This window comes from Mesorhizobium sp. M1338 (assembly GCF_040318045.1).
Taxonomy (GTDB): domain Bacteria; phylum Pseudomonadota; class Alphaproteobacteria; order Rhizobiales; family Rhizobiaceae; genus Mesorhizobium.
Map to the genome: position 1 here is coordinate 1 of NZ_JAMYLL010000062.1, position 26,737 is coordinate 26,737.

General features: G+C 60.3%; 30 protein-coding genes and 1 pseudogene. 8 read left to right on the forward strand and 23 right to left on the reverse strand.

Annotated elements, in window-relative coordinates; all coding sequences use genetic code 11:
* Positions 1–118: 118 nt before the first annotated feature.
* The 3 genes from NKH19_RS29825 to NKH19_RS29835 are packed head-to-tail and all read right to left on the reverse strand — an operon-like array spanning position 119 to position 1,749.
* Entirely contained in the window at positions 119–565 is a 447-nt protein-coding gene (locus tag NKH19_RS29825) for a pyridoxamine 5'-phosphate oxidase family protein (protein ID WP_352873308.1), read from the reverse strand.
* A gap of 11 nt (positions 566–576) precedes the next feature.
* Positions 577–1,311, reverse strand: coding sequence for a phosphoribosyltransferase (locus tag NKH19_RS29830; RefSeq protein ID WP_352873310.1), 735 nt, complete (start codon positions 1,309–1,311; stop codon positions 577–579).
* Between the two features lie 3 nt (positions 1,312–1,314).
* Entirely contained in the window at positions 1,315–1,749 is a 435-nt protein-coding gene (locus NKH19_RS29835; protein WP_352983408.1) for a DUF2267 domain-containing protein, read from the reverse strand.
* A 116-nt stretch (positions 1,750–1,865) separates the two neighbouring features.
* Between NKH19_RS29835 and NKH19_RS29840 the strand changes: the two genes are divergently transcribed.
* Positions 1,866–2,195: a hypothetical protein gene (locus NKH19_RS29840; RefSeq protein ID WP_502911071.1), complete on the forward strand. Its 330-nt coding sequence runs from the start codon at positions 1,866–1,868 to the stop codon at positions 2,193–2,195.
* Here NKH19_RS29840 and fixJ read toward each other — a convergent pair.
* Both fixJ and NKH19_RS29850 read right to left on the reverse strand, forming a co-directional pair.
* Positions 2,192–2,806: a response regulator FixJ gene (gene fixJ / locus NKH19_RS29845; protein WP_352873312.1), complete on the reverse strand. Its 615-nt coding sequence runs from the start codon at positions 2,804–2,806 to the stop codon at positions 2,192–2,194. The two genes, NKH19_RS29840 and fixJ, sit on opposite strands and share 4 nt — an antisense overlap.
* Entirely contained in the window at positions 2,793–4,349 is a 1,557-nt protein-coding gene (locus NKH19_RS29850) for a PAS domain S-box protein (protein WP_352873313.1), read from the reverse strand. The genes fixJ and NKH19_RS29850 overlap by 14 nt, the downstream gene beginning before the upstream one ends.
* Before the next feature lie 190 nt (positions 4,350–4,539).
* Here NKH19_RS29850 and NKH19_RS29855 point away from each other — a divergent pair, with 190 nt between their 5' ends.
* Positions 4,540–5,352 carry a universal stress protein gene (locus tag NKH19_RS29855; RefSeq protein WP_352873314.1) on the forward strand — a complete coding sequence of 271 codons (813 nt, stop codon included), beginning with the start codon at positions 4,540–4,542 and terminating at the stop codon, positions 5,350–5,352.
* Positions 5,353–5,581: 229 nt separating this feature from the next.
* A complete protein-coding gene (locus NKH19_RS29860) occupies positions 5,582–5,851 on the forward strand; it encodes a DUF6455 family protein (RefSeq protein ID WP_352873315.1) in 270 nt (89 codons plus the stop codon).
* A 136-nt stretch (positions 5,852–5,987) separates the two neighbouring features.
* On the opposite strand, the gene NKH19_RS29865 is transcribed toward NKH19_RS29860, so the two are convergent.
* The 9 genes from NKH19_RS29865 to ccoN form a co-directional block, all read right to left on the reverse strand.
* Complete coding sequence (locus NKH19_RS29865; protein WP_352983413.1) at positions 5,988–6,686, reverse strand: CBS domain-containing protein; 699 nt, start codon at positions 6,684–6,686, stop codon at positions 5,988–5,990.
* Positions 6,687–6,800: 114 nt separating this feature from the next.
* Positions 6,801–6,956 carry a cbb3-type cytochrome oxidase assembly protein CcoS gene (gene ccoS / locus NKH19_RS29870; RefSeq protein ID WP_352873318.1) on the reverse strand — a complete coding sequence of 52 codons (156 nt, stop codon included), beginning with the start codon at positions 6,954–6,956 and terminating at the stop codon, positions 6,801–6,803.
* Positions 6,953–9,241 (reverse strand): cation-translocating P-type ATPase, encoded by a 2,289-nt coding sequence (locus NKH19_RS29875; protein WP_352873319.1) that lies wholly within the window; start codon positions 9,239–9,241, stop codon positions 6,953–6,955. The genes ccoS and NKH19_RS29875 overlap by 4 nt, the downstream gene beginning before the upstream one ends.
* Positions 9,238–9,735 carry a FixH family protein gene (locus NKH19_RS29880; RefSeq protein ID WP_352873321.1) on the reverse strand — a complete coding sequence of 166 codons (498 nt, stop codon included), beginning with the start codon at positions 9,733–9,735 and terminating at the stop codon, positions 9,238–9,240. The genes NKH19_RS29875 and NKH19_RS29880 overlap by 4 nt, the downstream gene beginning before the upstream one ends.
* Positions 9,732–11,297 (reverse strand): cytochrome c oxidase accessory protein CcoG, encoded by a 1,566-nt coding sequence (gene ccoG, locus NKH19_RS29885; protein ID WP_502911073.1) that lies wholly within the window; start codon positions 11,295–11,297, stop codon positions 9,732–9,734. The genes NKH19_RS29880 and ccoG overlap by 4 nt, the downstream gene beginning before the upstream one ends.
* A 183-nt stretch (positions 11,298–11,480) precedes the next feature.
* Complete coding sequence (gene ccoP / locus NKH19_RS29890; protein ID WP_352873324.1) at positions 11,481–12,344, reverse strand: cytochrome-c oxidase, cbb3-type subunit III; 864 nt, start codon at positions 12,342–12,344, stop codon at positions 11,481–11,483.
* A gap of 2 nt (positions 12,345–12,346) precedes the next feature.
* Positions 12,347–12,496, reverse strand: a complete 150-nt coding sequence (locus NKH19_RS29895) for a CcoQ/FixQ family Cbb3-type cytochrome c oxidase assembly chaperone (RefSeq protein WP_023759205.1) — start codon at positions 12,494–12,496, stop codon at positions 12,347–12,349.
* Between the two features lie 12 nt (positions 12,497–12,508).
* Positions 12,509–13,240, reverse strand: a complete 732-nt coding sequence (gene ccoO, locus NKH19_RS29900) for a cytochrome-c oxidase, cbb3-type subunit II (RefSeq protein ID WP_352873325.1) — start codon at positions 13,238–13,240, stop codon at positions 12,509–12,511.
* Positions 13,241–13,251: 11 nt separating this feature from the next.
* Entirely contained in the window at positions 13,252–14,862 is a 1,611-nt protein-coding gene (gene ccoN / locus NKH19_RS29905; protein WP_352873327.1) for a cytochrome-c oxidase, cbb3-type subunit I, read from the reverse strand.
* 247 nt (positions 14,863–15,109) lie between these two features.
* On the opposite strand from ccoN, the gene NKH19_RS29910 reads away from it, so the two are divergent.
* Entirely contained in the window at positions 15,110–15,523 is a 414-nt protein-coding gene (locus NKH19_RS29910; RefSeq protein ID WP_352873342.1) for a hemerythrin domain-containing protein, read from the forward strand.
* Here NKH19_RS29910 and NKH19_RS29915 read toward each other — a convergent pair.
* Complete coding sequence (locus NKH19_RS29915) at positions 15,520–16,248, reverse strand: Crp/Fnr family transcriptional regulator (protein ID WP_352873329.1); 729 nt, start codon at positions 16,246–16,248, stop codon at positions 15,520–15,522. The genes NKH19_RS29910 and NKH19_RS29915 overlap by 4 nt on opposite strands.
* A 16-nt stretch (positions 16,249–16,264) precedes the next feature.
* The gene (locus tag NKH19_RS29920) at positions 16,265–16,387 is read right to left on the reverse strand and encodes a hypothetical protein (protein ID WP_352873331.1); all 123 of its coding nucleotides are present in this window, start codon (positions 16,385–16,387) and stop codon (positions 16,265–16,267) included.
* Between NKH19_RS29920 and hemN the strand changes: the two genes are divergently transcribed.
* Positions 16,386–17,759, forward strand: coding sequence for an oxygen-independent coproporphyrinogen III oxidase (hemN, locus tag NKH19_RS29925; protein ID WP_352873332.1), 1,374 nt, complete (start codon positions 16,386–16,388; stop codon positions 17,757–17,759). The two genes, NKH19_RS29920 and hemN, sit on opposite strands and share 2 nt — an antisense overlap.
* A gap of 13 nt (positions 17,760–17,772) precedes the next feature.
* Here the strand turns inward: hemN and NKH19_RS29930 are convergent, their stop codons facing one another.
* From NKH19_RS29930 to nirK, 4 genes are all read right to left on the reverse strand, one after another.
* Positions 17,773–18,204, reverse strand: coding sequence for a potassium channel family protein (locus NKH19_RS29930; RefSeq protein WP_352873333.1), 432 nt, complete (start codon positions 18,202–18,204; stop codon positions 17,773–17,775).
* Between the two features lie 95 nt (positions 18,205–18,299).
* Positions 18,300–18,749: a group III truncated hemoglobin gene (locus NKH19_RS29935; protein WP_352873344.1), complete on the reverse strand. Its 450-nt coding sequence runs from the start codon at positions 18,747–18,749 to the stop codon at positions 18,300–18,302.
* Between the two features lie 21 nt (positions 18,750–18,770).
* On the reverse strand, positions 18,771–19,643 hold the full coding sequence (locus NKH19_RS29940) for an SUMF1/EgtB/PvdO family nonheme iron enzyme (protein WP_352873335.1): 873 nt from the start codon (positions 19,641–19,643) through the stop codon (positions 18,771–18,773).
* A gap of 71 nt (positions 19,644–19,714) precedes the next feature.
* Positions 19,715–20,818: a copper-containing nitrite reductase gene (nirK, locus tag NKH19_RS29945; protein ID WP_352873337.1), complete on the reverse strand. Its 1,104-nt coding sequence runs from the start codon at positions 20,816–20,818 to the stop codon at positions 19,715–19,717.
* 375 nt (positions 20,819–21,193) lie between these two features.
* Between nirK and NKH19_RS29950 the strand changes: the two genes are divergently transcribed.
* Positions 21,194–21,409 (forward strand): DUF1858 domain-containing protein, encoded by a 216-nt coding sequence (locus NKH19_RS29950; RefSeq protein WP_352873338.1) that lies wholly within the window; start codon positions 21,194–21,196, stop codon positions 21,407–21,409.
* Here the strand turns inward: NKH19_RS29950 and NKH19_RS29955 are convergent.
* On the reverse strand, positions 21,406–22,110 hold the full coding sequence (locus NKH19_RS29955) for a Crp/Fnr family transcriptional regulator (protein WP_352873346.1): 705 nt from the start codon (positions 22,108–22,110) through the stop codon (positions 21,406–21,408). The two genes, NKH19_RS29950 and NKH19_RS29955, sit on opposite strands and share 4 nt — an antisense overlap.
* Positions 22,111–22,329: 219 nt before the next feature.
* Between NKH19_RS29955 and NKH19_RS29960 the strand changes: the two genes are divergently transcribed.
* On the forward strand, positions 22,330–22,770 hold the full coding sequence (locus NKH19_RS29960) for a pseudoazurin (RefSeq protein ID WP_352873339.1): 441 nt from the start codon (positions 22,330–22,332) through the stop codon (positions 22,768–22,770).
* A gap of 86 nt (positions 22,771–22,856) precedes the next feature.
* Positions 22,857–24,062, forward strand: coding sequence for an NnrS family protein (locus tag NKH19_RS29965; RefSeq protein ID WP_352873348.1), 1,206 nt, complete (start codon positions 22,857–22,859; stop codon positions 24,060–24,062).
* 593 nt (positions 24,063–24,655) lie between these two features.
* On the opposite strand, the gene NKH19_RS29970 is transcribed toward NKH19_RS29965, so the two are convergent.
* Both NKH19_RS29970 and NKH19_RS29975 read right to left on the reverse strand, forming a co-directional pair.
* Positions 24,656–25,108, reverse strand: a complete 453-nt coding sequence (locus tag NKH19_RS29970; protein ID WP_502911072.1) for a U32 family peptidase — start codon at positions 25,106–25,108, stop codon at positions 24,656–24,658.
* A 599-nt stretch (positions 25,109–25,707) separates the two neighbouring features.
* Positions 25,708–26,619: pseudogene (locus tag NKH19_RS29975) on the reverse strand (radical SAM protein); the annotation flags it as partial.
* Positions 26,620–26,737 lie beyond the last annotated feature (118 nt).

Below are 26,737 nucleotides of genomic sequence, written 5' to 3' on the forward strand. Positions count from 1 at the left end.
AAACCCCTAGCCGCTCTTGTCGGGGGGGAGGTTATTTTTTTATACCACACCCCCCCAAAACCCGGGCCGGGCGATGGGCGCGGCCCTTTCCATTTCTTGCAACGAATCGATGGAACGACTACTCGCCGGCTTCTCGTCCGGACACCTGTTCAATCAAGATCCGGAAGAAAACGTGCGGAGCGCTGTCCGAAACGGGAGGCGAGACCGGCTTCAATGCGCCGGGCTCCCACCAGTCGGTATGTTTGCTCAACATCGACCACGCATGATCGCGTTCGAGTTTGTGGCCAATTCGATCCGGCAACTCTTCGTATCGGCCGTCGGCAACGACGCTTCTCCACCCTCGGCCTTGGCCATGTTCGTCGACCTGGACGCATACCAGCGGATTGGCTCGCATCCATTCGATCTTCTTGCCAGGCATGGAGAACGCGTAAAGATGCGCATCGGAATGAGCGTAGTAAAGAGGTACGACGTAGGGCTGCCCATCCTTCGCGCACGCCAGGCGGCCAACACGATTGGCCGTCAGCATTTTGGTACATTCCAAGGCGGAAAGCGTGCGGATCAGCATGACGTGATCTCCTATTTCTCTCGGTCATTCTGTGGGATTGATTTCGTGGCGGCTTTTGAACCGTGGCCGGTGGTCTGTTGCCCGCTTCGGTGTTGCCTGCTGATTTTCGACCGAACAGCCTCATCCATAGCAGCGACAACGTCGCTGTCGGAGAGTTGAGGAAACCTTCGATAGTGGTAGCCCAAGGCGCGGAACTGTCCTGGCTGACTAAGGCAAACGACGCGGTCCGCTTCCCGCGCCAGTTCGGCAACAGTCTCCTGTGGTGAAACAGGAACAGCCACGATGATTTCCCGTGGTGACCTACGCTTGAGGGCGCGGATCGCGACCTTCATGGTCGTGCCGGTCGCGGCACCGTCATCAACGATGATCACGGCCTTTCCAGCGATCGACAACGGTCTGTTCTTACCTCGATAGGCAACGCGCCGACGTTCCAGTTCGGGACGTTCTTTGGCGATCAAGACACGTAGCGCGTCTTCGTCGAGTGAATAGGTCTCGACGATCTCACGATTCAGCACGACCTCTCCGGGGTCGCCATCGACGATTGCGGCGACAGCCAGCTCGGGATTGCCTGGGGCGCCTACCTTCCGGACAATAAGCAGGTCAAGAGGGGCGTTGAGAGCTTTGGCCACTTCCACCGCGACAGGCACGCCGCCACGCGGCAATGCCAGCACAACAGGCTGATGCAGTTGAAGCTTGCTCAGCTCCAGGCCAAGCTTCACTCCAGCGTCCTCCCGGTCGCGGAACATCGGTCAATCCACGGGCCACAATTTTCGAAGCGACTTCTTCATCGAGTTTCTGATCCGCACGATCTCACCATGCGATATATGGCGGTCGAGCAACTTGAACACCGCGTTGATCGCGACGTCGAAATCAACCTCGTCATCATAGCCGAAACTGTTTCTGACACTGACGACAAAGTCGTGCTTCTTGCGCTCACTCGCAGGTGCCGACGGGTTCCAGCCTTCGAAGTAGATGCCGCGAACCAAAACAGGCAGCTGCGCGGAAAGATCGGCCATTTCCTCTGGCGACAGCCAGTCCCGCACCGTGTGCAGAACGGACCGCAAGAGGCGGCACGCGCTCGGTTCGCTCCAGCAGAGATCCTTGGCGAGCTCATTGACCCACTGCTGCGCCTGCTGGGCAGCGTGGCTGAAACTGGCGAAAGAGGTATGGGACATCTGGCTCATCAGGGTACTCCTTGACGTTTTCATCGTCCTCCTGAAGCGTTGAAGGCGTCCGCGCATTGCGCCGGATCAATTGGCCTATCTCAATTCGAGGTGAGCCGACGCTCTGTGGAGCGTCTTTGATCACGATCAAGGGAAGGTGGCGTCTTGCGGAAAGAGGTTCAACAATTCCTGAAATGATCCAGGTCAAAGCGCGCCGGGCTGTTTCCGTCAAAGATAAGACGATGTGGGAGCCAATCTCAAACGCACCGTTTGGTCGGGACCTCGAACTGGCCGTCTTCGATGACGAAGGGGAGCATGCGCTCGTATTTCCCTGCACAAAGGGACGGGAGGGTTGGAAAAACGCCGCGACTGGCGTCCGTGTTGACATTCGCCCGACCCATTGGCGCGATTGGGAGCCGGGTAGGGAGGCCGCAGGCAACGGCAACGCCTTCGGAGACCGTCCCTAGGGTCTGGATTCGACGATCAATGCCATGCGTACGAGATGCGACAGGCTGCTCGCCTGCATTTTGCTCATGACATTGGCACGATGGATCTCGACCGTGCGCGGGCTGATGCCCAGATCATAGGCGATCGTCTTGTTTGGCAGACCGGAGACGAGTCCGTCCAGCACTTGCCGCTCCCGCTCCGACAATGTCGACAGACGTCCGTTGATTTCCGCGGATTGTGGATGCGCCGCAGGCGCCTGGTTGCGGTTGGCCAACGCGGAGCGGATCGCGTCGATCAGCATCTCGTCGTCGAACGGCTTTTCGATGAAGTCGGAAGCGCCTTCCTTCATCGCCTGAACGGCGAGCGCCACATCGGCATGGCCCGTCATGACAATCACCGGAAGTGTGTGTCCTCGGGTCCTGAGTTGGCGCAGGAACTCGATGCCATCTATGCCCGGCATGCGCACGTCGGTGACGATGCAGCCGTCGAGACTACTCGTCGACATCGATAGAAAAGCCGTGGCTGATTCGTGCAGGCGCACTGCAAAATCTGCTGTCCCTAGGAGAAAACCGAGAGACTTGCGAACGTCCACGTCGTCGTCGACGACATGAACCAGATCACTGCTGGCCATTTGTGACCTCTTCTTTCTCCACGATGCGCAGGGTAAACCGGAAAGCGGTTCCGCCGGTCGGTATTGCCTCTGCCCATATGTGACCGCCATGCGATTCAACGATGGTGCGGCAAATCGAGAGCCCGACACCCATGCCCTGCTTCTTGGTGGTGACAAATGGCTGGAAAAGCTGGGCCGAGACCTCCGGCGCGAGGCCTGCGCCCGTATCGATCACGCTCACCTCGGCCATCCCGTCATCCCGGGCGACAGTTGTGACCTGCAACTCGCGGCGCGGCGCGTCCTGCATGGCCTCCACCGCGTTGCGCATGAGATTCAGCAAAACCTGCTGAATCTGGATGCGGTCAGTCAAGACAAGTTCGGCGGCGGGGTCAAGTTTGTAGCTGACGAGGACATTTATCTCCCTGGCACCAACCAGGGCCAGGGACGAGGCTTCCTCGATCAGTGCCGGCAATCGTTCGACCTGACGCTCGCTTTCGCCTCGTGCGACGAATTCCCTCAGATGACGAATGACGTCTCCTGCCCGCAGGGCTTGCTCAGCTGCCTTTTCCACGGCATCCCGCAGCATGGGCGCGTTCTCTTCCGTGCTCTTATCGAGCAGCCGACGACTGCCCTTGAGGTAGTTCGTGATGGCGGTAAGCGGCTGGTTGATCTCATGTGCAAGCGTTGAGGCCATTTCGCCGAGTGCGGTAAACCGTGCCATGTGCAGCAGTTCCTGCTGCTGCTCCTGGATTCTTGCTTCAGCCCGGTGGCGTTCGGTCAGGTCGCGGCAAAAGCCGGTAAAGAAGCGCCCGGTTCCGGGATGCATCTCGCCCACGGAAAGCTCCATCGGGAAGATAGAGCCATCCTTGCGCATACCGGTGACGGTGCGGCCTACCCCTATAATCCGGCGCTCTCCCGTCGTCAGGTAGCGAAGCAGATAGGCATCATGCTCGTCGCGGTAGGGCGAAGGCATCAGCATTTTTACGTTTTGACCAATGACTTCGCCTGATTGGTAGCCGAACAGAGCCTCGGCAGCGGTGCTGAAGGATTGGATATCGCCCTGCTCATCGATGACAACCATTGCATCTGGCACTGTAGCCAGGATCGATCGCAAATGGTCCTCACGCAGCCGAAGCGCGGCGTTCGCAAAGGAGAGCTCGCTGACATCCGTGCCTTCAATGAAGATCGCGGTGATACGGCCATCGTCGGCCTTGATAGGCTGATAGACGAAATCCAGGATGCGCTCTTCAATCGGCCCGTCGTCGATGTTGCGAAGGCCGACCTTCACGCCTTGGCCCCTATAGGGCTCGCCAGTCTTGTGCACATGGTCCAGCTGTTCGAAAAACCCTTGGCCTTCGAGTTCGGGAAGGGCCTCGCGCACCGATTTTCCAATCACCCGCCTGTGGCCGATCAGCCGTTGGTAGGCGGCATTGGTCAGTTCGAAGACATGATCCGGCTCACGCATCAGAGCCATGAAGCCCGGAGCCTGCTCGAACATTTGCGACAAAACTGATTTCAGCATCGTCCCGCCGGTCGACAAAATAAGCGCTTCGTCCTGACTCACCTGAGATCCCTGGGTTCGAGACGCCTGAACGAAGGCTACCTATCACTTGTCTCCATACACGCAAAAACGGATCGAGCCCGACTTTTTCGGATGCGGATGCGATTGGCGGGTCTTTGACGCGCATCAAGGCATCAGACGCTGGCGAATGCAATTCATCACGCATTCCATCGTTTCAGCGAAAGGCCCGGCAATGTCCTACAAGTCAATCATTGTAAACCTCGCCGTCGATGGGCCTCCTGCACCTATTATAAGGGTGGGGATCGAACTCGCGGAACGATTTGGAGCCCGTCTTATCGGCTTGGCGGCAGCGGATGTCCCGCCCCTGGTCGCGACAGGCGACGGCATGGTCTACGAAGGCGAGATCATGCAGATCCAGCGAACGGAAATCGAGAAACGGCTTGCCGAACTGCGTGCCGAGTTCGAGAGGCTGGTTCCTGCTTCGATCTTTAGCGAATGGGGCCAAGCCATCTGCGGCCCGACTCGGTTCCTCAGCGTTTCGGCCAGGGCGGCCGACCTCATCGTCACCGGTGGCAGGGATGGAGACAACGTCTTTCGCGCCGTGGATATCGGCAGCCTTGCACTCGGTGCCGGCCGTCCGGTCCTGGTCGCCGCGAGCAATGGCGAACACGTCCTTGCAAAAACTGTCCTGGTTGCCTGGAAGGACACCAGGGAGGCACGGCGGGCGATGGCTGATGCGTTGCCTTTCCTGGCCAAGGCTAGCGAAGTCGTGGTCGCCACGATCGATACCGATCGCGACGAGAGCATTCGCGACAGCCTTGCCGATGTCGCGGTCTTTCTGGAACATCACGGCATCATGGCACGAACCGAGATGTTGGCCGGCGAAGCCGACGGCGACCGGTTACTGACATTCGCGCGCTCGATCCATGCGGACCTCATCGTCTCGGGCGCCTACGGCCATAGCCGCTTGCGGGAATGGGCGTTTGGCGGCGTGACCCGCACGCTGATCGAAGAGAGCGGCATTAGCCGCTTCATGTCGTATTGATGATAGGCGAAGCCGACCGGCGATCCGTCTGGCCAGACGACGTCGCCTATTGGTCCGGACAAGTTGGTTGTCGGTCAACGGCCATTTCTCGACCGTCTTGTCGCAAAGGTCTAGCGTCCCAAGCTCCCGTTTAGGCTCAGGCATTGGCAACGATGCCGCCTGTTGATCGAGATCAACGCGAGCCGACCGTCAATATGGAAATGATGGCCAGTGGGCAGGAGTGATCCGCATGACCTTTCTCGATTACCTGATTTCAGTTGATGCCAGGACCGTCTTGATGGACCGCATGATGCGGAAGCTGGGCGTCGACAGACAGTTGAAAGTCGTACCCGACCATGCAGCCGTCACCAACCGGGCGGTGGACCGCTGCCGTTCCTGTGGCCACCAAGATGAATGCTCGATTTGGCTCGATGAACACCAGCAAGCCGATAGTCCGCCAGACTACTGCCGCAACCGGGACTTGATCGCGCGGCTGCAGCATGCGACCGGACAACGCTAAAGCGCCGAGCGCTCAGGCTGAATCGAAGGCTTCATTCAATCTTCGTCGTCATTCTCGACCATTCGCTATCGAGCGAGCGATATTGATCCTGGGGCCGACAGTTTGCAACGCCAAGCCCGTCGGGCTCGTCCAGCCGCTACGAAACAAGGATGACGGACAGCGGATCGGCGCAAAAGAGATCATCCCTGACAGCCTTGACGCCGGCGACATTTTCGGCGGCGACGATGGCTGCCTGGCGCTCGCGTTCGTCGAAGATAGCGCCGCTGAGTTTCACCACGCCCTCGTTGACCATCACGTCGATCAAGTCGCTGCCGGCCCATTTCCGCGCCATAAGCTCGGCAATGATGCTCTGACGGATCTGTTCGTCGTCGATGACCGTAGCAGCCCTGTCCGGAAGGACGCTGAGCAATGCCCGCAGAAGATCAGAGCGGGTGATGATGCCGACGACTTTCCCATCATCGACGACCGGAATGCGTTTGACGTGGTGGCGTGTCATGAGCTCGACGATCTCGGCGAGCGATGAGTCAGGGGATGCCGTGACGACATCCTGTGACATCACCTCCTCAACCCGCCGGCCATTGGTGCGGACATATTCATCGGCCGCCTTTCCAGGGCTGACGAGAAATTCCAGCCAGCGTGGGCGCTTGCGCTGCGTGCCCAGTTCTCCCCGACGCAGGAAATCACCCTCGCTGACGATCCCCACCAGTACGCCGTCGCTGCGAATGACGGGGAAGCCGCTGATCTTTTTTGAGAGCATCAGCCCGGCCGCCTCGGCGATCGATGCAGCCGGGTCCATGCCGACGACCGGCTTCGTCATTATGGCTTCGGCTCGCATGTTCGCTCCTCGGATATCTATCCTTGACTATCCAGATCTATGCGCTGCGCGCTTTGATCTGGGTCATTTTCCGGAGCCCCATCCGCATCGGCGCCTTGGGTGGCACCGTCGGAGTCAGCCCTGCGGCTTGTCGTCCCGGTCGATCAGGATCCGCTCGGCGGCTCCATCGAGATCTTCGTATTGACCGCTTCTCAACGCCCACAGAAAGGCTCCCAGTCCAAGGGCACCAAGGAAGAGGGCCACGGGTATGAGGTAGGCAAGGGTCGTCATTGGAGTTGTGCCAACTGGCTGACGCCGTGGCGCCCGTCCTGTCGTGCATCTTGCGCCGCTGCGTTCGACGCAGAGCCTTGCAGACGCAGAGCATTTCCGATCACAAGCAGCGATGAGGCGGACATGGCGATCGCTGCGATCAGTGGCGTAACGTGCCCCAGAATGGCGATCGGAACGGCGACAGCATTGTAGACGATGGCGATCGCGATGTTCTGGCGGATCAGGCTTCCCGCCTTGCGCGAGACGTCCAACGCGAGAGGCACTGCCGCAAGGCTTTCACGCAAGAATACGAAATCGGCGGCATTGCGGCCGATGTCGGCCGCGGTGGCCGGCGCTATCGAGACATGCGCGGCGCTCAGTGCCGGCGTGTCGTTGAGGCCGTCGCCAACCATCAGAACCCGGTGTCCGTCTCTCGCCAGGGTTTCGATGCATTCGACCTTGCCGGACGGCAGCAGGCACGGAACGAATTCGTCGATACCCAGCGTTTTCGAGACTTCGCCGCAGGCGCCTGCTGTATCGCCCGACAGCATCCGCACCGACACCCCGGCATCGTTCAATCGCTCGATCGCAGCCCTGGCGTCGGCACGCGGCGCATCCTCGAAATCGAAGGTCGCGACAATGATCCCGTCTTTCGTCAGAACCGTCCCGCCATAGCCATGTCTGCCTTCGCCGCCGGTGCGGGCTTTCCATCCAGCCCATCCGCGTCGACCCAGCCGCCAGATGTTTCCGGCGGCAGCGGCCTCGATGCCGAAGCCCGGGTGCTCGGTGACGGCATCGAATTTGCTCTGCCCGCCAGGCGAGGCAAAGCCGGCTATGGCCTTTGAAAACGGATGGCGCGAATGCGCGGCCATGTCGGCTGCGATTGCCAGCGTCGCCGGATCGATCGACGACGCATTGACGAGCCGGGGCTTTCCGAGCGTGAGCGTTCCGGTCTTGTCGAAGACCGCGGTATCGATCGTCGCCAGACGCTCCATGGCCGAACCGTCCTTGACCATGATGCCGTGCTCGAACAGGCGTCGCGCGGCGACCACTTGAACGATCGGCACGGCGAGGCCGAGCGCGCACGGGCATGTGATAATGAGAACGGCAATGGCGATGGTTATCGCCCGGTGCCAGTCGCCGGTCACCGCCATCCAGCCAAGGAACGTCACGAAGGCGGTAAGATGAACCACCGGAGCATAAAGCGCTGAAACGCGATCGGCGATCCGGCGATAATGTGCCCGGCCGCCCTCGGCGGCCTCCATCAGCCGAACCATTTCCGCCAGGAACGAATCCTTCGCGTCGGCTGTCGCCTTGATCGTCAGCGAGCCGGTAAGGTTAAGCACGCCAGCCTGCACGGGTTCGCCTGGCGCCACGTTTCGGGGCGTGCTTTCGCCGGAAACCAGCGAGCAGTCGAGATCCGACGCCCCCCGAATGATCTTGCCGTCGACGGGAATCCTTTCGCCGGCTGCGATCAGCAACTGCATTCCTGGTTCGATCTCGCTAACCGGCAGGTAGTCGCGCGCACCGTCGGCGCGCAGCACCATTGCGCCACGCGCGGCCAGCTGCGACAGGCCTTTCACGGCGGTCCGGGCGCGCTCCCGCATGACGTGATCGAGCGTTCGGCCGATCAACAGGAAGAACAGCAGCGACACCGACGCGTCGAAATAGGCGTGGTCGCCATGGGTGATCGTCTCGTAAAGGCTCATGGCGTAGGCAAGCGACACGCCGACCGCGATAGGCACGTCCATGTTCATGCGGCCGTGGCGCAACGCATTCCAGGCCGAGCGGAAGAAGATGCCGCCGGCGAAGGCTAGCGCGGGGATGGCGATCAGTGCCGAGACCCAGTGGAACAGGTCGCGTGTCGCGCCTTCGGCACCGGACCAGACCGAGACCGAAAGCAGCATGATGTTGCCCGCCGCAAACCCCGCAACCGCGACGGCACGGATCAACTCCGAAAGAGTCTTGTCCTTGTCGTCGATCTCCGGGTCGAACAGATGCGCCTGGTAGCCCAGCTGCCCTAGCGCGACGACGAACGGTGGAACCTCGCCCCCGCGCCACCGGACCGAGACCCGTTTGGTCGACAGGTTGACGCGAACGGCCTCGACGTGATCGAGTTTTCCCAACGCCGTCTCGATGGTCTGGATGCAGGCGCCGCAGTGAACAGTCGGTACGGAAAGGTCGGTCTGACGAAGATCATCGCCAAGCGATCGGCTCGCCAGCCTGATTTCCTGGCTGGATGGCAGGACCGAGGTGGCGCTAACCAAATCCAGGGCCATTTCGGCGCCCGGCGCGCAGCAGCTCATTTCAGCGCTCCATGGGAAATCATGATCCTGCGCACGTCGCGATATGGTCTTGCCAGACCGGCATCGGCGTCGATTTCGACGATCCAGACACCGTCCTTCGGCATATGCTGGGCGGCGAATTCCTGACCCGAGGCGAGGGCGAGCTGGATGGACTCATCCTCTTTCTCGTAAGCGGGATGGCGAAACAGCACCTTGACGCCGTGCAAGGGAACCGGCGTGCCGGAGGCGTCGGTGAGGCTGTAGCGGATTTCGCCCCATGCCATGGTCAGCTTGCCGGTCCAGCCGAGGGCTGCCTGCGCGCGCCCTTCCTCGGCCTTCCTGTTGAATTGCTGGCTGGCGACATAGGTGTTTTCGACGACAAGGCCGGTCCAGCTTATGTTGGCAAGCGTCGCCATCGTCAGATTGACCGCGATGACCACGCCGAAAAAGGCAAGGATGATGGCCAACATGTGCCTGCCGGTGAATTCGCGGGATTTTCGCGTGGTGGCGCTCATCTGGCGATCTCCTGTGCGTTGAATGTGGCGGTGTATTCGTTCGACTCGAAACTCGCTTTGTCCTCGACCCGAAATGTGAAGGTCTGCGCTTCGCCATGGATCTGATCAGCAGGCAGGCGCACGAAAACCTTCAACATCTTCAGCCGGTCGGGTTCGACCTGGATCGCAAAAGAGCGACCGGCGGGGAGGTCGACACCGACGATGCTCATCTCTGCGCCTGGCAAACCCCCAAGGGTGACGATGATCGTTCTTGGTTCGGGGATCATGTTCAGCAGCTTGACGGTGTAGCCATTGCGGATGGAGCCGTCGGACAGCGTCACGAATTGCGGGTTGCGGTCGTGCAAGACATTGATCTCGAGCCGGTCGCGCGTCAGCAGCGAATAGAGCAGACCCAGGCCTATTAGCGACCACATAGCCATGTACACGTATGTGCGCGGGCGAAAGATCTTGCGGATGTGGAAATGAGCCACCCTGTCCGAGAACACGCCGTCATCCGTTCTGACCAGCGACGGATTGACTGAACCGGAGCCGCCCGCGGTCGCCAGCATCATGTTGGCGTTGTAGTCGGAGAGGGTCGCGTAGGAGATCAACCCGCGCTCCTTGCCGAGCTTGTCCATGACGCCGTCGCAGGCGTCGATGCAGAGCGCGCAGGTGATGCATTCGAGCTGCTGGCCATCGCGAATGTCGATCCCCATCGGGCAGACGGCGACGCAGGCATTGCAGTCGACGCAATCGCCGACTGGCTGCCCCGCGGCTTGGACCTTCTTGGCATGACGCGTGCGCGGTTCGCCGCGCCAGTCATTGTAGGTGACGGTGAGCGAACTTTCGTCGAGCATGGCTGCCTGGATGCGCGGCCAAGGGCACATATAGGTGCAGACCTGTTCGCGCATCAGGCCGCCGAACGTATAGGTCGTCGCCGTCAGCACGGCGACGGTGATGTAGGCGACAGGCGCCGCGGTGCCGGTGAAAAGTTCGCCGAGCAAGGTCGGCGCATCGGCGAAATAGAATATCCAGGCACCGCCGGTCGCCGTACCTATGATCAGCCAGATGGCGTGTTTCGATACCCGCAGTGCGAGCTTGCGAGCGCTCCAGGAGGCGGCATCGAGCTTGATGCGCGCATTCCGATCACCCTCGATGGCCCGCTCGACGACCAGGAACAGATCGACCCACACGGTCTGTGGGCATGTGTAGCCGCACCAGGCACGACCGATAGTCGACGTGATCAGGAAAAGACCGACCCCAGCCATGACCAGAAGGCCGGCCACATAGTAGAATTCCTGCGGCCATATCTCGATGAAGAAGAAGTAGAAACGTCTGTTGGCGACATCGAGCAGCACTGCCTGGTCAGGGGCAAACGGGCCACGGTCCCACCGCAGCCACGGCGTCAGATAATAGATACCAAGCGTGACCGCCATCACCAGCCATTTGAATTGGCGAAAGCTGCCCGAGGCCCGCTTTGGGAATATCTTCTTGCGCGCGGCATACATTGGCTGGCGCACCTTGGCGGAGTTGACCGCCTCGGCTTCGAGCCTTTCTACCTGCGTATTGTCCAGCACATGCATCTCCACTCGTGCGAGCCGCAATTTGCCCATGCCTGAGCCGCCAGCGCGGGAAAGTCTTGCCGCAGGGCAGGGCCAGGCGCGTTGATGCAAGTCAAATCGGGGTGCCGGAACGCAAATCGAGGCCCGGCTGAGCCGGGCCTCGTCGCTTGGGCGGTGAAGGGATGGGAATAGGCCCCCCGCTTCCTATTCTCCGCCGCCAAGCGAATGCACGTAGACCGCCAGCTCCTTGACTTTGGTCTCGCCTAGGCGCCCACCCCAGGCCGGCATCACGCCTTGTTTCGGCGCGCGGACCTGGGTGGCGATGGCTGCCTCGCCGGACCCATAGAGCCAGATGGCATCGGTCAAATCGGGGCCGCCGAGCTCCTTGTTGCCTTTTGCGTTGTCGCCATGACAGGCGACGCAATTTTCGGCAAAGACCTTGGCGCCGGGCACCACCGACGTTTGATCGCTGACGGTTTCGGACAGGCTGGCCACGTAGGCGCTGACCTGTTTGATCTGGTCGGCGGTGATGATGTCGCCAAAGGCTGGCATTTCCGAAAGGCGCGTATCCGGATCGGAAGCGAAGCGGATGCCATGCGTGACCGTCTGCTGGATCTGATCCGCCTTGCCGCCCCACAGCCAGTCGTCGTCATTAAGGTTGGGGAAGCCCTTGGAGCCCTGGGCGCCGGAGCCATGGCACTGCACACAATTGACTTTGAACGCGGCACTGCCGGCGGCGACGGCGAATTCGCGTAAGGTATCGTCCGCCGCGATCTCCGAAACACTCTTCGACTCGATCGCCGCGACATATTTCCCCTTCGCCGCTTCAGCCACCGACAGCTCGTTCTTGACTTCGTTACGGCTCGAATAGCCGAGCACGCCCTTTGTTGCCGAATGCAGCAAAGGCCATGCCGGATAGGCGATGGTGTATCCGATCGCCCAGACAATGGTGATGTAGAACGTGATGACCCACCAGCGCGGAAGCGGGTTGTTCAACTCGCGGATACCATCCCATTCGTGGCCAGTGGTTGAAACACCAGAGATTTCATCGATGTGCTCGTCGCTCATGATCACTCGTCCTCAAGGGGAATCCGGGCAGCTTCGTCGGCGAGCTTGCGGCTGCCGGGGCGTAGGGCAAAGGCGATCGCGCCGACAAAGAACAGAGCCATAGCGACCAGACCCCAGCTGTCAGCGAACTCCCGCATCAAATTGTAATCCATGGATAAAACTCCTCAGCGGTAGCCGGCGGCTTCGTCGTAGTTCTTGAAATCGACCAGCGTGCCGAGCATCTGGAGATAGGCGACGAGGGCATCCATTTCGGTGACCTGTCGCGGGTTGCCGTCGAAGTCGCCGATCTTGGCTTTGGGGTAGCGGGCTTCGAGGCCGGATGTGTCGGCGTTGGGATCAGCCTGCGCCAACAGATCGGCGTTCGCGTGTGCGATCATGTCATCGCCGTAGGGGACGCCGACACGCCGGTTGGCGACCAGGTGCGTTGAGAAGTCCTTCACCTCGATCGGTGTGTCCTTCAGGAACGCGTAGCTCGGCATGATCGATTCAGGCACCACCGAACGAGGATCCGTGAGGTGCTCGACATGCCATAGATTGGAATAGCGGTCGCCAACCCGGGCGAGGTCCGGGCCGGTACGCTTCGATCCCCACTGGAAGGGATGGTCATACATCGACTCGGCCGCCAAGCTGTAATGCCCGTAGCGCTCGACCTCATCACGGAACGGTCGGATCATCTGGCTATGGCAGAGATAGCATCCCTCACGCACATAGATGTTGCGCCCGACGAGCTCGAGCGGCGAGTAGGGCCGCATGCCTTCGACCTTCTCGATCGTATTGTCGAGGTAGAAGAGAGGTGCGATCTCGACGATGCCACCCACGGTGACGACGAGAAGTGAACCTACGAGAAGAAGCGTGGCGTTCTTCTCGATCAGCGCGTGTTTGTCCATCAAGCCCATTTTCTGGCTCCTTATTCGGCAGGCTGAAGGGCGGGAACGGAGCCGGGCATCGGCTCTTCCTCGCGCTGGTATCCAAGGATGGTCATGGCGATGTTCCAGGCCATGATCAGGGCGCCGGAGAGGTACATGGCTCCACCGATTGCGCGCATCACATAGTAGGGGTGCATGGCGGCGACCGTTTCGGCGAAGGAGTAGACCAGGAAGCCCTGCTCGTCGTATTCGCGCCACATCAGGCCCTGCATGATGCCGGACACCCACATGACCGAGGCGTAGACGACGATCCCGAGCGTCGCCAGCCAGAAGTGCCAGGTGACCAGCCGCAGCGAATAGAGACGGTGACGGTTCCAGAGCTTCGGCACCATGTAGTAGAGCGCGCCGAACGAAATCATGCCAACCCAGCCGAGTGCGCCCGAATGGACGTGCCCGATGGTCCAGTCGGTATAATGCGACAGCGAGTTGACCGCCTTGATCGACATCATCGGACCTTCGAAGGTCGACATGCCGTAGAAGGCGATGGCCATCACCATCATGCGAATAATCGGATCGGTGCGGAGCTTGTCCCAGGCGCCCGACAGCGTCATCAGGCCGTTGATCATGCCACCCCATGACGGCATCCACAGCATGATCGAAAACACCATGCCGAGCGTCTGCGCCCAATCGGGTAGGGCGGTGTAGTGCAGGTGATGCGGCCCGGCCCAGATGTAGAGAAAGATAATTGCCCAGAAATGGACGATCGACAGGCGATAGGAATAGACCGGCCTGTTTGCCTGCTTGGGTACGAAATAATACATCATGCCGAGGAAGCCGGCAGTCAGGAAGAAGCCAACGGCGTTGTGCCCGTACCACCATTGCGTCAGGGCGTCCTGGACCCCGGAAAAGGCCGAGTAGCTCTTGGAACCCAGGAATGAGGCCGGCATCGACAGGTTGTTGACCACGTGCAGCATCGCGATGGTGACGATGAAGGAGAGGTAAAACCAGTTGGCGACGTAGATGTGCGGCTCCTTGCGTTTCAGGATCGTGCCGAGGAACAGGATGAGATAGGCGACCCAGACGATGGTCAGCCAGATATCCACATACCATTCGGGCTCGGCGTATTCGCGGCTCTCGGTAATGCCGAGCAGGTAGCCGGTCGCGGCCATAACGATGAAGAGCTGGTAGCCCCAAAACACGAACCAACCGAGATCGCCCCCGAATAGCCGGGCGCGGCAGGTGCGCTGGACGACATACAGGGACGTGCAGAGCAGCGCATTGCCGCCGAAGGCGAAGACGACGCCCGACGTATGCAATGGCCGCAGACGACCGAAGTTGAACCAGGGCTGAATGTTGAGATCGGGATAGGCAAGCTGCAGCGCAATGACGACGCCGACCAGCATACCAACGACGCCCCAGAACATGGTGGCGATGGCGCCATAGCGGATTGGCCCATCCATGTAGGCGGACGGGTCGATCGGAGCTGCCACTTTGAAATTCGTGTTGCGGATGAGGATGGCGACAAAGCCGAGCAGCACAAAGAACAGCACCCACATATGCTGCCGGAATGGCTCGTCCACACCGAACCCGGCTGCCACAAGAGCCCCAAATGTGAACAGGCCCAAAGCGAAGATTTGCGTGCCGAACTTCATGACCTGTCCCCGACCTCCGATTCCGATGCGCGGACGCCAATCCGCTTGACACCAATTCAGCAGTCGCGTTGTCGCCGCCTTGATCCATGTCAAAGCCCAGTGCTTTCGGATTGGGCAGCGTTGGTCCGCAAATGACTGGAGGTCGCCGTTGACCCGGAAGAATGGGCAGGGATCGTCGCTGTTCGAAGCAGGCGATGGAAATCCCGAACCAACTGATCGATCCGGAGACGTGGTCCCGGCCGCGGTGATGAAGCGCGCGCACAGGGAAAAGCTGCAACTCTGCGATGCTTTGGAGAGAATTGCAGATGCCTTGCCCAGCGTCGATCGCCTGAAATGCCTCGGCACGGCCAACGCGATCATTCCGCTGCTGCGCGACATTCATCGATACGAAGAGACGGCAATCTTCCCCGCCTACGAGGAGGCCGTGGTCGGCAATACGAACCTTGCCTCAACCCGGCGACTGCGGGCCGAACATGTGGAAGATGAATGCTTTGCCGATGAGGTGACCGAAATTCTGCTGGCCATCGGTCATGGCGAGACAGTCGAGAACCCCGAGGCCATCGGTTTCATGTTGCGCGGCCTGTTCGAGAACTTGCGCCGGCACATCGCATTTGAACGCGAACATGTCCTGCCGATGATCGGGATCGGAGACGCGAGCTAGGCGCCGGAGCGGCGCTCAAGCCGGCCAAGGCTTTCGACTTCCACATGCCGGTTGTTCTCGATCCGGATGACCCCGTCCGTTCGCAGCCTGGTCAGCTGGCGGCTGACCGTCTCGATCGTCAAGCCGAGGAAATCGGCGATGTCGGCACGCGTGAGCGGCAGATCGAAGCTCGTTGCGTTGGTGTCTGGATCAAGAGTTGGGTCAATGTTTCTGGCGATCATCAGCAGAAAGCTGGCCACCTTTTCCGAGGCACTCTTGCGTCCCAAGGTGACCATCCAATCACGCGCCTCGTCAAGTTCGTTCAGCGTCTGCCTGAGCAGGCGATGCTCGAGTTCCGGTGATTCCTTCATCATCCGTTCGATAGCGGACTTCGGAAAGGAGCACAGGGACACGGCTGTTGCCGCTTCGGCGTTGATGGCGCTTTCGACCTTGAAAGGCCGACCCAGAAAATCGGGCGCGAACTGGAGGCCCACGATCTGCTGGCGCCCGTCCGAAAGGCTCTTGGTCAGCTTTACCACACCGGACAGGACGTTTGAAAAGCTGTCGACGGTTTCAGCGTCACCCACCAGCTCCGCACCGGGCCCAACCTCTTGCTTCGACGAGGCCTTGGCCAGTCCGACCAGTTGGTCCGGGTCGAGCGCACCACAAACACCGCGATGCCGTGCCTCGCACGACTGGCAAAGCACTGGAATGCCGGCACTGTGAACGTCCTGTCTAATGGTCATTTTCATGGGCTCGAGATCAAAGTGCCGGCAAGATACCACCGCTGCCGCGAGAAAATGTTGCGTCAGTTTGTCCTTGCAGCAGGCCGCCTTGATTGAAATCAAGGTTCAGGCACTTCGCTATTTCTAGATTGCCGCTCATGCAGACTACAGCTGCCAACGACATACAAGCAAATCCGACCGTCGCGGCGGGCGAAAACGTTCCGCGCTATACGAGCTATCCGACCTCGCCGCACTTTCACGCGGGGATCGATGCCGTAGTGGTTCGCAGCTGGATGGACGCGATCGAGGGCGATGACGAGATATCGTTGTACCTGCATATTCCCTATTGCGACAAGCTGTGCTGGTTCTGCGCGTGCCATACCAAACAGACCCGTCACTACCAACCGGTGGCTGCTTATCTTCGCTCGCTGCACGCGGAGATCGCGACGGTAGCCCGTCTTGTCAGCGGCAAGGGTCGTGTCCGCGCCGCGCACTTCGGCGGCGGCTCGCCAACCATGCTGAGACCCGACGATATGGTGGCACTGGGAACTGTCTTGCGAGACTGCTTTGACTTTCTTCCGGATGCAAGAATCAGCGTTGAGATAGAACCCAACGACATGGACGAAGCGCGCCTCGATGCGCTCGCCGAAATAGGCATGACGCGAGCGAGCCTCGGCGTGCAGGATTTCGATCCGAAAGTGCAGAAAGCGATCAACCGCGAGCAAAGCTTCTTGCAGACCAAGGCGGTCGTCGACGGCGTTCGTTCGCGCGGCGTCGAATCGGTCAATCTGGACCTGCTTTACGGCTTGCCGCATCAGACCAGGGAAAGCGTCTGTTCCACCGTGGCGCAGGCGCTGACTTTGGAACCGGACAGAATGGCGCTCTTCGGCTACGCACATGTGCCCTGGTTCAAGAAACACCAAACCATGATCGACGAGGCGTGGCTGCCCGGTCCCACGGAACGGTTTGCTCAATCGCAACTGGCGGCACGGGCGATCGTGGAACGGGGATACGAAGCAATCGGCCTCGACCATTTCGCCAAACCGGGCGATGCCCTGGCGCTCGCGGCCCGCGCGGGAACCCTGCGCCGGAACTTCCAGGGTTACACGGAGGATCGCTGCGAAACATTGATCGGGCTGGGGCCATCGTCCATCAGCCAGTTTCGGCAGGGCTATGTGCAGAACATGCCTTCGACCAGCGAATATGGACGCCTTGTTGCTAATGGCGGGCTGGCGGCTGTCCGCGGTATCGCTCTTTCCGACGACGACCGTGTTCGCGGCTGGATCATCGAGCGGCTGATGTGTGACTTCGCCTTCTCGGCGATCGAACTGGTGGAGCGCTTTGGCGAAGCCGGCCAAAGGCTGCTGCTCAAGGCAAGTTCCACCGCCCTACGGGAACCCAAAAGGTTGCTTGAACTTGATGGCGACAGTTTCGTCGTGCCGGCGGAAAGTCGCCCCTTTGTCAGAAGCATCGCGGCGAAGTTCGATAAGTATTTCGAAACCGGCAAAGCCAAGCATTCGGCAGCGGTTTGAGCATCGGCTCGGGTCAGAAATGCTCCCCGGCCTTGAACGGGCCGATGCGGGTGCCTGCCGCGATCAGATAGGCGGTCGACCAGCCGATAAGCAAGAACCCGTTCACGCCCTCGAGCGCCGCCAGGACACGCCACGCGTGAGCGGGCACGATGTCGCCATAGCCGACGGTCGAAAAGGTAATGGTCGAAAAATAGAGCGCGGTTTCGAAGTCGGCGAAGATATCAAGCAACCTGTATAGGCCTGCCCAGAGCCAGACCTCCACGGTCATGACGGCAAAGAGCCCCATCACCACGCTGATCATAGCGACGATACGGCTGCGGCGTCCGTGCATACGAAACCGCGCGACCAAGTATCCCATCGCGTGCGTAACGGCGATCAGACCAAACGTGTGAACCAGGACCGTCAGGCTTATGACGATCGTGCCAATGAAGAGATTGAGAGCCATGCAACGAAATTAGGAATTCCGAGGACACTTTCCTTGCGCAAAATCAAATCTGTCGCTGGCCTTTGAGGCGCCGGCCTTGTTTCGCCAAAGCCAGCCTATTGGCTGCCGCCTGTCGTGAGGGGAGTGAGGCGAAAGAACATCGCGAGTTTCAAGCTTGTCGCTATCCGTTCGGCGCGGTCGACGAACACCGCCGCCGTTTCCGGGGCGAAGAGTTCGGCTGCCGTTTGACCGAACAGGGCCTGCCAGATCTCGAAGTCGGCCTCCGTGACATCCTTGAGCTTGAGGTGCGCCGGCACCGGTCGTCCGTGATAGTTGCCGCTCTTCAAGATGACCGAACACCAGAAGTCCGTCATTTTCTCGAGATGTGGCTCCCAATCGCCGGTGATCTCGCGTGCGAAAATCGACCCGAGCCGCTCGTCGCTCCTGACCTTGGCATAAAATTCGCGGACCAGCTTTGCGATAGATGCCCGGTCAACGCCGGTGTGGTCCAGAGGCTGTTCCGCGACGGGGCGTGCGCTATCGGCCAAATCTGATTTCAACGTCATCATGCACTCTTGTTCATGTTGTCAGGAAAATCCCAGGCGCCGAAGCGTGGCCCGCACAAGACTGGGCCGATCGCGGACCAGCCGGAAACCCAGATTGTCGGGCGGGGTGCCGACCGCGCAACCGCCGCTCTTGCCGTCGCGAATGAAGTTCGACATGTAGGTGCGGTGGAAGCCCTCCACCGCGTGCACTCCGCAATTGTCGATCGAACTCGCAACGCCCACGCCGTCGCTGGCCATGGTTGCATGGACGTAGCACGTCGAGGTCCATTCCCAGATATTGCCCGCAACATCCGCCACTCCCTTGGAGTTGATACCAAAGCCCCCCTGGCCCCTTGGTTCAGGATCCGGCTTGCGCCCAAGCGCCGTTTCGGTGCGGTATTGAGCGAGCCAACGCAGCGCCGGGTTGTTCGGGTCACTTTCATCACTCTCTATGTCGCCCCGGAATCGTTCGCCGGCGGCATAGGCCCACTCGACGTCCGTCGGCAGCCTCCATGTCTCGCCCGTGCGGGCTGACAGCCAGGTCGCATACGCTTCGGCATCCATGTGGCTCACGCCGGTAACGGGAACGTTGCCGATCTTGCGTGAGTCGGCAAGTTTGCAGACGCCATCAGCCACACAGCGGCCGTAGTCCGACACGCTTACCTGATATTTCATGATTTCCAGTGGCGTATCGATGGTTTCCCTGACGACCGGTGCCGCGACCGGATGGCTCTCCCTCAGGAATTCACCCGGTTGCGGATGGTCAAACGACCCGGTCGCAAGAACAACCAGTTCGCTTGCGCCGAGTGGCCGAGGAGACTCCGGAGAACCGCTGTCGAGCGCTTGGGACAGGCCTAGCCCGATCAGCGCTGCGGCCCCAATTGCTCCGAAGGTGAAGACAGGATCGAAGGACATGGCATCAAGCCCGCCGCGAGTGCGCCCCTTCGTCTTTGCCGAAGGGTTGCACCGAGGCTCGGATCTCCCGTCTACGAGGCAATTGCCTTGGGCGCTTCGACCTGCGTCATCAGATCGTCGTCCCAGGTTCCTTCGACCGTGAAGTGCGCGGTCGCTCCGAGTTCGACCGCCTCGATCAGATTGTGGTTCACATAGGCATAGATGCCCGGCTGCAAGAAGGTGTAGAGTGCCGAACCTGCCGACCCGCCACGGATGAACCAGGTTTCCAGATCCTTGGCCGGCGGGTTGGCGAATTTGCCCTGTTCCCAGACATAGTCGCCATGACCGCCGATCAGGTGCGGTCGGGTATCGCGATTAGCCTGGGAATGGACGATCAGAACGGTTTCGCCGACCTTGGCCTTCATGGCGTTCGCGCCGGTCAGCGATCCTGCCTTGCCGTTGAACACGACATGGGTCGGGATCAGCCCGCGCATGACCTTGACGGTGTCGTCGTAGTTGTCGCCGGCCGAGTCGTACTTCTTGAATTTCCCCTGCTCGTCGCGCGGGATGTAGAAGTCGTTCTCGCCAACATAGTAGATGTGGTCGTAGCTGATCGGCTTGCCCTTGTCGTCCTTGAGGCCGTCGCGCGGCAGCACCATCACAGCCCCGCTCATACCGGACACGACGTGCCACGGGATCATCGCTCCGCCAGGCGCGCAGTGGTAGACGAAGGTTCCCGACCGGGTAGCCTTGAAGCGCAGCGTGACCTGCTCGCCGGGATTGACCAGCGTCAGTCCGCCGCCACCCAGCGCGCCAGTCGCGGCGTGGAAATCGATGTTGTGGGCGAGCGTATTCGTGTCGGGGTTGATCAGCGTGAGCTCAAGATAGTCGCCTTCATGGACAACCATCAATGGGCCAGGGATCGACCCGTTGTAGGTCATCGCGTTGAGCTGCGTGCCGTCGGCGTCGATGACCATCGGCTTCTCCTCGATCGTCATCGTGAATTCAACGACCTTCGGGCCGCTCTTGGCGACCTGATCGTGGGCGTGGACGAATGGCGGCGCGGCCAACGTCACCTTTTCACGCGGCAACCCCGCAACTTCCTTTGCGTTTGCCACTACCGGCATTGCGCCAATCGTTGCAACCGCGGCAGCGGTAAGGACAGATCCTAACAAAGCTTCGCGTCTCGTGAGCATTTCCGTCTCCTTTGGCTTCACCCATTTGATGGCGCTAAAATAGCCTGATTGCGTGGCCCGTCTTTGCGTTGGCGCAAATCCGAATCCAGCGAAGGACAGGCCGATATGGGCCGTTTTGCACGTGGCATCGTTGGAGAGAGGCGCCCGGCCGAGTGGCGAGTTTGCCGCTTGCCCTGTTGATTGTTGCGTAACTGCGACCGTTTGGAGGGGTTGCGGAGGATTGAAACCAGTCTCCCGCCGCCGGCATGACGGTTAGCCTCTCTTTGCGCGACCATTGCACAAGGCGAGATGAGAACGGGTGCCTCTTTGTCCAAGCGCAACGAACAACACGCACCGCGGCGGCAATGTGTTTACTTGCAAGCTGGGACAACTGGCATGAAACCGCGGTTCAATGACGACGCAACAATGGACGCAATTATGCGAGGCTGGCCAGCGACCAACAGGGCCATTCTCCAACTCGGCATGCTTTGCGTCGGCTGCCCGATTGCCTCGTTCCACACAATATCCGACGCAGCACACGAGCACGGCCTGAGAGAGGAACTGCTGCGCAGCGCGCTCCAGGCCGCGATCGATCGAAAAGACGCGAATTAGTTTTCGTCCGTGCGCCCTTCGGCGAGTACGAGCAGGCGGTGCGGCTCGACAACGGTCACCTTCTGGCGCCCGCTTTTGACCAGACCCTTTTCCTCCCACGACGAGAGCAGCCGGCTCACCGTATGGAGCGTCGTTCCTGTCATCTCGGCGATATCCTGGCGTGAAATTGGGAAATCGATCAGGATACCTTCCTCGGTCTTCCTGCCTGTCTGCTTAACCAGCTTGAGCAAGGCATGGGCGACGCGTTGATCGACCTGTTCGGTGGACATCTCGATGACACGTGTGTGGGCGTCTTGCAGCCTGCTCCCCACGGTCTTGTAGGTGCTGGCGCCAAAACTCGGGAAAGCATCGGCGAATTTCGACCAGAAATGGCCTGGCCAGGCAAGCACGACGCAATCGACGGCGCAGATTGCACTGGCCGGATAAGTGGTGAGGCCTATCGCGTGGGCGATGCCCATTAGTTCGCCAGGGCTAATGTACCGCACGGTTATCTCTTGCCCATCGGCTGTTGTTTTCACGACACGGACGTGTCCATCGAGCAGCAAGAAAAAAGCGTGCGCTTCCTGCTCCTGCTCGAACACCGGCTGGTCCTTGGCAATCCGCAACGACCGGGCTTGGCCGATCATGAAGTCAAGATCCGTCGGGGCTATGCCCTGAAAGGCAGACAGCCCGGCAATCAGCGAGCGATCCAGGCGACTCACCTGCATTTCCCCTTCCAAGTTTTGACTGTCATCAGTTCATGTTTTCCAGCCTCACAATGTCATGGGCGACCAACGCGCGGCAAGCGGCACTTGCCGCGGCCTTTTTTCTTCGATTCTCAAATCGAGTTTGCGCTGCGTCAAAGTCCCAATACCGGAGCCGGCCTAAAAGAACCGCAGCGGTGAACACCGTCGACAATAATCGGACAGAAAGGCAAGATCATGAGATACGCAACCATCGTCGCTGCGCTCGCGGCGACAGTATTGGCCGGGGCTGCCCAAGCGGCCGATCACCAGGTCCAGATGCTCAACAAGGGCGAGAAAGGCGTTATGGTCTTCCAGCCCGACTTCGTCCAGGCAGCACCTGGCGACACCGTCACCTTCGTGCCGACCGACAAGGGCCACGATGCTGAAAGCATCAAGGGCATGCTCCCGGATGGTGTCGAGCCCTTCAAGGGCAAGGCCGGCGAACAGATCACGGTCAAGCTCGACAAAGAGGGCCTCTACGGCGTGAAATGCACGCCTCACTACGGGATGGGTATGGTGGCCCTGATCGTGGTCGGCAAACCGGTCAACCTCGAACAGGCCACAACCGTCAAGCAGCCGGGCAAGGCGAAGAAGGTGTTCGAGGCATTGCTGGCTCAAGTTCCAGCAGGCAATTGAAGGCCGAGAATATCTCGCTTTGAAAATCACGGAAACCTTGCGGCAGACACAACCTGCCCGGGGTTTCCATCTTTGAAATGCACGCCATGGCAATTCCACGCACGCGGCCGGGCGCCTATCCGGCAGTTCTGTCTTACGGTTTCCGGCCGTTCTTTCTTCTCGGCTCGCTCTATGCTGGAGCGGCTATCCTGTTGTGGCTGCCCTTGTTTTACGGCCGCCTCGAAACCTTCAGCGTCTTCCAGCCAATCGATTGGCATGTCCACGAGATGCTGTTTGGCTATCTTGCGGCGGTCGTGACAGGGTTCCTGCTGACCGCCATTCCGAACTGGACCGGACGGCTGCCGGTGCAAGGCCTGCCCCTTCTGGCACTCGTCCTTTTGTGGCTTGCGGGTCGCTTCGCCGTATTCTTTTCGGTCGAGACCGGCTGGCTCGTCGGAGCCGCGATCGACTGCGCCTTCCTCCTGGCTGTCGCCACCGCCGCCGCGACCGAAATCATCGCGGGTCGAAACTGGCGAAACCTCAAGGTGCTGCTGCCTGTTGCCGTGCTTCTGGCAGCCAACGTGATGTTTCATGCCGAAGCGCACTACGGAGGCGTCTCGGATATAAGCCGCCGGCTCGGGCTCGCTGCCGCGGTCGTTCTCATCATGATCATAGGCGGACGGATTGTTCCCAGTTTCACCCGCAATTGGTTGGCGCGCGAAAATCCAGGACGTCCGCCCGCCCCATTCAGCCGTCTCGACGTCGTGACGATCGCTCTCTCCGGGACCGCATTAATGGCATGGGCTGTTTTTCCCGGGAGCGCCTGGACGTGCGCAATGCTGATTGCCGGGGGAGTCCTCAACACTATCCGGATCATACGCTGGGCTGGCTATCGCACGTTGCGTGATCCGCTGGTGCTGATCCTGCATGTCGCGTTCGCCTTTGTGCCACTCGGCTTTCTTCTCGCCGGCCTGGCAATCATTCTTCCCGAGACGATCCCACCGGTAGCAGGCATTCACGCCTTTGGCGTGGGAGCGGTGGCGTGTATGACGCTCGCCGTCATGACCCGCACCACGCTTGGACATACAGGCCGCGAATTGCGCGCTAGCATCGGTGTATGCACGATCTTTGTCGTGATTGTGCTTGCCGCCGTTTTTCGCCTGTGTGCGGCGTTCGCACCTGGGGAAGTGATGCTCCTTCACATATCGGCCGCCCTATGGGCGGCAGCTTTTCTTGGCTTTGCGGTCCTGTTTGGCGGCATGCTCGTTCGACCAAAACTACGGGCGCGACAACCGACCAAAGCGCCCGTTTGACGCCTGGCTGCTGGTACGACCAGCCGCATGCGGGCTCCGCCACAATGGCGAGATCATCAAGCCTGCTGCTCCTCGATGTACCTCAAAGTAGCCAGGCGCCTGATCGCGCTCGTTGCAAGGATTTGGCTCGGTCGCGGTCGGCCTCAAGGCGAGGGTGTCGCCCGCATTGACGTAAGACTCGCCCGCGAATTCGCAGAATGCATCCAGGGAACCAGGCGGCCGGCTTCCGATCGAGTTGGTTGTTCCGAGCGGAGAGGCAATGAGCTGTTGTGCAAGATTTCGCGCCCCCGCCGCCAGATCGCAAAGCACTGGCCTGTCATCTTCCCTTCGAAACCGAGCATACACGTCGAGACGGGTCGCGATCTGTTCCTCCATCGCCGCAAAATCCCGGGAGCCGGCAGGCGCTGCTCCCGACTCACGATGGGAAAGGAATGCACGCCGGCGTTCAACTCGCGGAATACGGGCGTGCTCCAGTTTCTCCCTCGCCATCTGCTCGGCGGTGGCTTGCACGGTCCGATACGGTCACGATTGCGATCTGGGTCATTTTTCCGTTCAAGGTCCGCCTTCTTCAGATCGAAGTGGTCGCGCTTTCTTCAGATCGAAGTGGTCGCTTGCCATCCCGGCTTGCCATGGAAGTATCCCTCGACCAGCGACCCGGGCAGATCAAGGCAAGAAAGGACAAAGCGAGCACCCTTGGGGTCCTCGGTCCCGCCTAGAAGCGATTTGTAGGTCTTCGCCACCTCGACCATGTCGCAAGTGTGGGGAGACAGGCGGATGCGGCCGACGCCTTTCGAGGCGAGATCGGTGGGTGTGTGGCAGAAGGCCTGCATCTGGTTAGAGAGAGTCTGCACGCCATTGACCGCCAGGAAAGGCTGGTCGTCGAGGGTTTCGACTGCCAGGCCATCCGGGTCTTTTTCGCAGGTGAACTGGCAGGAATCCTTGTGCAGGCCATGAATGCGGGCGTGGTAACATCGGCCCGACAGTGCAAGCGGCAGCCGGCCGAAGACGAAGACCTCGAACTCCGCGCCGGGACACGCGCCGGCCATCCCACCGACCGCGGCAAGCGACGGCGAGGATGAGGTTGGCTCAGCTTGTCCCGGATCGACAAGCCGAAAACATGAACCTATTTGTCTGCTTATTCCGCGAATGAAAGGGTTCTTTGCGCTGCCGCAAAGACTCGCGTTTTTGATGCCGAATATGTCCGACGCTAAGATATCGCCGCGGTTTGCGATTGATCGGTCGATCCCGTCGATCGGCTATGCGGCGACCGTGGGAGATTCGAGTCTGGCGACACCAGTGAGCGAAATGTCCGAGCCATATTGATTTGAATCAATGCGGGCGCCTGAGATCATGAACTCTTTCAAAATCATCAGTTTATCGAAGAGGTCGCCCTTTGGCCGATATTGTCTCCAGGCTTGTCAGGGAATGCAATCTGAGACGAAGTAGGGGTGTTGATTTCCCGACGATCTGGCAGGGCACGTTGAAGAGTCATTCATATGTCGCGGGCTCACCGATTCAGGGATGGAATGAGGAGGGGCCTGTCCTCAAAGTTCCCCTGATTACGGGTCGCCACCTCATATTTGGCGCTTCGGGATTTCGCCTCGACTGACCTTACGGGATTTCCTTGCCGTATCCGTCTCGACCGGCGTCTCAGCCGGCCCGCTTCCCGCGCCTCGACGAGGTCGTCTCCAGGCAGTGCGAAGTGGTCGAGGCCGATCTGCCTGTAGCCCGCGGCGACCAGCGTCTCGGCAATCGCTTTGGCCTGGTCGTTGCGCGCCGCAGCATCGGGCAGGGCGTTTTCGTCGATCATCCTCTGGTGTTTCTTGAACGTCGGGATGTGCGCGTAGCCGAACACGGCAAGGCGATCCGGGAGCATGGCGATTGCCGCATTGGCAGTGTCGACGCAAGACTGCACTGTCTGGTGCGGAAGGCCATAGATCAGATCGAAATTGATGCCACCAACACCGGCGGCGCGAAGACGGTCGGCGGCCTTGGCAGTCTGCTTCTCGCTCTGGATCCGGTTGATCGCCTTCTGCACCACGGGATCGAAGCTCTGGACGCCGAGGCTCGCCCGGCTGACACCAGCGACGCCCAGCGCGTCGGCCATTTCGGCCGTAAGCCCGCGCGGGTCGATCTCCACGGCGATCCCCGTCAGGTCGGAAAATGCGGAATGCCGACGCATAAGGGCCATCAGCACAAGGAACTCCGTAGGGGAAATTATAGTTGGCGTGCCGCCGCCGAAATGTACTTCGGCCACCGGCAGGCGGTTGGGAACTCGCGCGCCAACCAGGTTGACTTCTTCGCCTAGCACGCCGAGGTAGTCGAGGATCGAGCGGTCCTTCCGGGTTATCGTCGTATGGCAACCGCAGTACCAGCACATCGACCGGTAGAACGGGATGTGCGGGTATAGCGATACGGGATCGCTGGCTGGCAGGTTCCCCAGCCAGTTTCCATATGCGTCGCCGCCGACCGCCGACGAGAACCGCAGCGCCGTCGGGTAGCTTGTATAGCACGGCAGGCGCGCCTCGCCATATTTATCCAGAATTGAAGGTTGCACGGAGCTCTCCCGCCAATTGATGCTTGGCCACTCCTAGTACCTCTGCACAGGGATTATGACTCTTTGGCCGTTGGCTTTGGATAGGCCTTGGCCAATTTAAGGCGCGCTTGTTCGGTTG

Coding starts and splice junctions, on each gene's coding strand:
- NKH19_RS29825 (WP_352873308.1), bottom strand. CDS start 565: ATGCTGATCCGCACGCTTTCCGCCTTGGAATGTACCAAAATGCTGACG.
- NKH19_RS29830 (WP_352873310.1), bottom strand. CDS start 1,311: ATGTTCCGCGACCGGGAGGACGCTGGAGTGAAGCTTGGCCTGGAGCTG.
- NKH19_RS29835 (WP_352983408.1), bottom strand. CDS start 1,749: ATGAGCCAGATGTCCCATACCTCTTTCGCCAGTTTCAGCCACGCTGCC.
- fixJ (WP_352873312.1), bottom strand. CDS start 2,806: ATGGCCAGCAGTGATCTGGTTCATGTCGTCGACGACGACGTGGACGTT.
- NKH19_RS29855 (WP_352873314.1), top strand. CDS start 4,540: ATGTCCTACAAGTCAATCATTGTAAACCTCGCCGTCGATGGGCCTCCT.
- NKH19_RS29860 (WP_352873315.1), top strand. CDS start 5,582: ATGACCTTTCTCGATTACCTGATTTCAGTTGATGCCAGGACCGTCTTG.
- NKH19_RS29865 (WP_352983413.1), bottom strand. CDS start 6,686: ATGCGAGCCGAAGCCATAATGACGAAGCCGGTCGTCGGCATGGACCCG.
- ccoS (WP_352873318.1), bottom strand. CDS start 6,956: ATGACGACCCTTGCCTACCTCATACCCGTGGCCCTCTTCCTTGGTGCC.
- NKH19_RS29875 (WP_352873319.1), bottom strand. CDS start 9,241: ATGAGCTGCTGCGCGCCGGGCGCCGAAATGGCCCTGGATTTGGTTAGC.
- NKH19_RS29880 (WP_352873321.1), bottom strand. CDS start 9,735: ATGAGCGCCACCACGCGAAAATCCCGCGAATTCACCGGCAGGCACATG.
- ccoG (WP_502911073.1), bottom strand. CDS start 11,297: ATGCATGTGCTGGACAATACGCAGGTAGAAAGGCTCGAAGCCGAGGCG.
- ccoP (WP_352873324.1), bottom strand. CDS start 12,344: ATGAGCGACGAGCACATCGATGAAATCTCTGGTGTTTCAACCACTGGC.
- NKH19_RS29895 (WP_023759205.1), bottom strand. CDS start 12,496: ATGGATTACAATTTGATGCGGGAGTTCGCTGACAGCTGGGGTCTGGTC.
- ccoO (WP_352873325.1), bottom strand. CDS start 13,240: ATGGGCTTGATGGACAAACACGCGCTGATCGAGAAGAACGCCACGCTT.
- ccoN (WP_352873327.1), bottom strand. CDS start 14,862: ATGAAGTTCGGCACGCAAATCTTCGCTTTGGGCCTGTTCACATTTGGG.
- NKH19_RS29910 (WP_352873342.1), top strand. CDS start 15,110: ATGAAGCGCGCGCACAGGGAAAAGCTGCAACTCTGCGATGCTTTGGAG.
- NKH19_RS29915 (WP_352873329.1), bottom strand. CDS start 16,248: ATGACCATTAGACAGGACGTTCACAGTGCCGGCATTCCAGTGCTTTGC.
- hemN (WP_352873332.1), top strand. CDS start 16,386: ATGCAGACTACAGCTGCCAACGACATACAAGCAAATCCGACCGTCGCG.
- NKH19_RS29920 (WP_352873331.1), bottom strand. CDS start 16,387: ATGAGCGGCAATCTAGAAATAGCGAAGTGCCTGAACCTTGATTTCAAT.
- NKH19_RS29930 (WP_352873333.1), bottom strand. CDS start 18,204: ATGGCTCTCAATCTCTTCATTGGCACGATCGTCATAAGCCTGACGGTC.
- NKH19_RS29935 (WP_352873344.1), bottom strand. CDS start 18,749: ATGACGTTGAAATCAGATTTGGCCGATAGCGCACGCCCCGTCGCGGAA.
- NKH19_RS29940 (WP_352873335.1), bottom strand. CDS start 19,643: ATGTCCTTCGATCCTGTCTTCACCTTCGGAGCAATTGGGGCCGCAGCG.
- nirK (WP_352873337.1), bottom strand. CDS start 20,818: ATGCTCACGAGACGCGAAGCTTTGTTAGGATCTGTCCTTACCGCTGCC.
- NKH19_RS29950 (WP_352873338.1), top strand. CDS start 21,194: ATGAAACCGCGGTTCAATGACGACGCAACAATGGACGCAATTATGCGA.
- NKH19_RS29960 (WP_352873339.1), top strand. CDS start 22,330: ATGAGATACGCAACCATCGTCGCTGCGCTCGCGGCGACAGTATTGGCC.
- NKH19_RS29965 (WP_352873348.1), top strand. CDS start 22,857: ATGGCAATTCCACGCACGCGGCCGGGCGCCTATCCGGCAGTTCTGTCT.
- NKH19_RS29970 (WP_502911072.1), bottom strand. CDS start 25,108: ATGGCCGGCGCGTGTCCCGGCGCGGAGTTCGAGGTCTTCGTCTTCGGC.